This is a genomic window from Pseudomonas sp. Sample_24 (assembly GCF_004307605.1).
Taxonomy (GTDB): domain Bacteria; phylum Pseudomonadota; class Gammaproteobacteria; order Pseudomonadales; family Pseudomonadaceae; genus Aquipseudomonas.
The window spans coordinates 1-2,607 of sequence record NZ_RCNW01000138.1 but is presented as its reverse complement, the minus strand read 5'-3'; the positions used below and the strand labels follow the sequence as shown (position 1 = coordinate 2,607).

General features: G+C 45.7%; 3 protein-coding genes. 2 read left to right on the top strand and 1 reads right to left on the bottom strand.

All coding sequences use genetic code 11. From position 1 onward, the window contains the following. Positions 1 to 49: 49 nt before the first annotated feature. Both D8V06_RS06590 and D8V06_RS06585 read left to right on the top strand, forming a co-directional pair. Positions 50 to 421, top strand: a complete 372-nt coding sequence (locus D8V06_RS06590; protein WP_130905821.1) for a hypothetical protein — start codon at positions 50 to 52, stop codon at positions 419 to 421. A gap of 100 nt (positions 422 to 521) precedes the next feature. Next, the gene (locus D8V06_RS06585; RefSeq protein ID WP_130905820.1) at positions 522 to 1,007 is read left to right on the top strand and encodes a hypothetical protein; all 486 of its coding nucleotides are present in this window, start codon (positions 522 to 524) and stop codon (positions 1,005 to 1,007) included. A 298-nt stretch (positions 1,008 to 1,305) separates the two neighbouring features. Here the strand turns inward: D8V06_RS06585 and D8V06_RS06580 are convergent, their stop codons facing one another. After that, positions 1,306 to 2,310, bottom strand: coding sequence for an RHS repeat-associated core domain-containing protein (locus tag D8V06_RS06580; RefSeq protein ID WP_130905819.1), 1,005 nt, complete (start codon positions 2,308 to 2,310; stop codon positions 1,306 to 1,308). Positions 2,311 to 2,607 lie beyond the last annotated feature (297 nt).

The window sequence follows — 2,607 nt, the reverse complement described above, 5'->3', positions numbered from 1 at the left end:
GTATAGCTGGAGAGCAAATTGGTGAAATATTATATAGGGGCGCTTTGCTATGACTGAGGTTGTATTGGCCTACATTGCGCTAGTTTCAATGATATGCTTATTTTTTGCATTATGCTGGATATTTTTGTCCTCTTACTTATATACCGGGTTGATTGAAAAATATCTTAGAAAAAGTAAGTTTGTTGCGATTAATCGAAAAGGTTTGTCAGGCTTGGGGTTGCTAGGCTCAGTTGTTAGAAATTGTTCAATTGCTTTAATGTTTTTGATTCCTAAGTTTTGCGAGAGACGAGGCCTTATTGAAGAAAATGAATTGGAGAATCTGCCGCTTCATCTCAAGAGAAAGTTGTTAGCGCCGTGGATCACTGGCGGCGTATTCTTTTTTACGATTTTCCTTTATTCGCTTTATGTCGTTTGGGCCTAAAGCGAGTTTTGAGGCGGATTTCCTTGGGTTGGCCTTGCTCGGATCTGCAATGCAGCAATGGACTTAATGGTGAGTCATACATAACGAAGGGCTTGGACGGATGGCTCGTGGAAAATTCAAGTCAATAGCAAGAAAGTGCAGATGCTGTGGCGCATTAAATGAAGAAAGAACAAGAGGGATTAAAATCGGTCTCTGTTATGGATGTAGAAAGTCCAGGCATGAATCAAAAAAAGAAACTGTATCGCGGGTACATAAAAATCGATTAACGATCGTGCTCGGTTTAATTTCCTTTATATTTTTATCATTCGCCGGTTATGCGATTTGGTTTGAGTATCTCGTGCTACCTTATGGAAATCGCTTTCATTCAGAATTGTTGGAGTTCAAAGGTTTGGATGTTGCTGTGCCAGCACTGTCGTTGATTCTGCTCTCAGTTGGTACGATATGTGGCGCCGTAGTCAATCACTATCGTTCCTCTTGCAAGCAGCTATTTAGGGATGTAATGAAAGTCAGTCTGTGGGCTGGGTTTATTTTGTATTTTGTATCTATTTTCTTTGGCAAAGAACTGCGCTATAGGCTGTTTGATTAGAGTTGGCAATGTCCTGCACTGAACCCAACTCCCAGTAGGCAGGAAATGGGGCCTACCCCTTGGGCTGCCAGTGGACAGCAAATTGGCAAAATAGTAGCGTCGCGCCACTACCCTCAACTCTGTAACGGACTACACATGCTCACTCTCGCTCCAGCCTGAAGGAAAAGGGGGCACATTTATTAGTGGGTTAAACTCGAAATAAATCCGTCTCCATTTTTCATTTTTCTGATCGAAACGAAGTACCGTTACTACGGCATGGCCACCTGTCCTGGAATTTAACAGTGTTTTCCATGGATGATTAAACCGTAATGCGGATTAATTGAACAACGGGTTGCAGTCTGGGGTCGTTGGGTAGTAATCCGCCCCACCCGTCAGGAAGAGCGTACTTATGAATTGAGGGTGAAACTGGCGGTTTAACGACACGCTGAGTTGCGCGCGGCCTGAGTCGAATGTCCCACCTGTCAGGATTAGTATCGTTAAGAATAGGGGCTGTGCGGGTTCTGTTTTGAGTTGTAGAAGACTTATTGACGTCCATTTTTTTATGCGCAAGCGCGCTTAGGTTCTTGGAGGTGTCGGGCGTTTTGCCAAGGTTTGTTGTTGTCGCAGGAGCGTTTGTTTGCTGTGTGTTTGGAGGGATAGGCTGTGTGGTTTTCTTTACTGTTTTTATTGCTTTGGTTTTTTTTATACTGCCTAGACTATTCTTAACTCTGGATAAGGCGTTGGATACATTTGATTGGTTGAAAATTCTACGCGCGATAAGAAGAAGCTTTGCTTTACCCGTCGGGTCTGCATAATTGATTGGATCATTTTCGCAATAGGCATATGCGTTAAAGCCACCCTCTCCGAACGGGCTTAAATGATCCGGGCTGAGAAATCGCATCAAAACCGGACTAAACGCCCGATATCCGTTCCCCAAAAAATAATTTCCCGTCAGCGGATCCCTGCGCTCACCATTAAAGCCAAGCATGTTGAGTAGCCCACTTGTAAAGGGGCTATGTCCATAAGGCAAGTAGGCGAAAGATTGTGGTTGATGATTGGTCTTGAGCGTCTGCAATACCGAGCGTTGTTGATCGCTGGCCAGAAGTATGGTGTGGGACACATCACCCTCACTCTGCAGCTGCGCCAACAATTGGTCGCTGTGTTGGAGGATGGAGTGGCTTGTCTTCCCCTGTATCTCTGTGCAGAGGCGATTTCTGCAGTAGAAGTGCTGACGCTCTTGCTCGCCTTGCATCACGTTACCGACCAGCTGGTCGAGGGCATCATGGCGATATTGGCACAGTAGAGTTTCGCTTCGGGCAGTCATGGGTGAACACCTCTGAAATCCCAAGTGAAGGCGTTCATTATTGAATAACTGGCGAGGTAGGGGTACTAGCAGAACTGATAGGTCTACTCAAGCAGCAGGTTGGCAACTGCAATGCGCAATGTCTCGACAACAAATGCTCATATCACTGGATATCTTTCAAATAGTCCTTTAAAGCGATGAGTGGCGCATCAATCTGCTCCATCGTCTGGATACCTGCTAATTCAGCCGCCAACCTCCCCAACTCCCGCCCCAACGGCTTATCCACACCCCCAACAGCCTCCAACGCCTACCCAACAC

Excerpts from the sequence above, each read along its gene's own strand:
- D8V06_RS06585 (WP_130905820.1), top strand. The coding sequence starts at position 522 with ATGGCTCGTGGAAAATTCAAGTCAATAGCAAGAAAGTGCAGATGCTGT.
- D8V06_RS06590 (WP_130905821.1), top strand. The coding sequence starts at position 50 with ATGACTGAGGTTGTATTGGCCTACATTGCGCTAGTTTCAATGATATGC.
- D8V06_RS06580 (WP_130905819.1), bottom strand. The coding sequence starts at position 2,310 with ATGACTGCCCGAAGCGAAACTCTACTGTGCCAATATCGCCATGATGCC.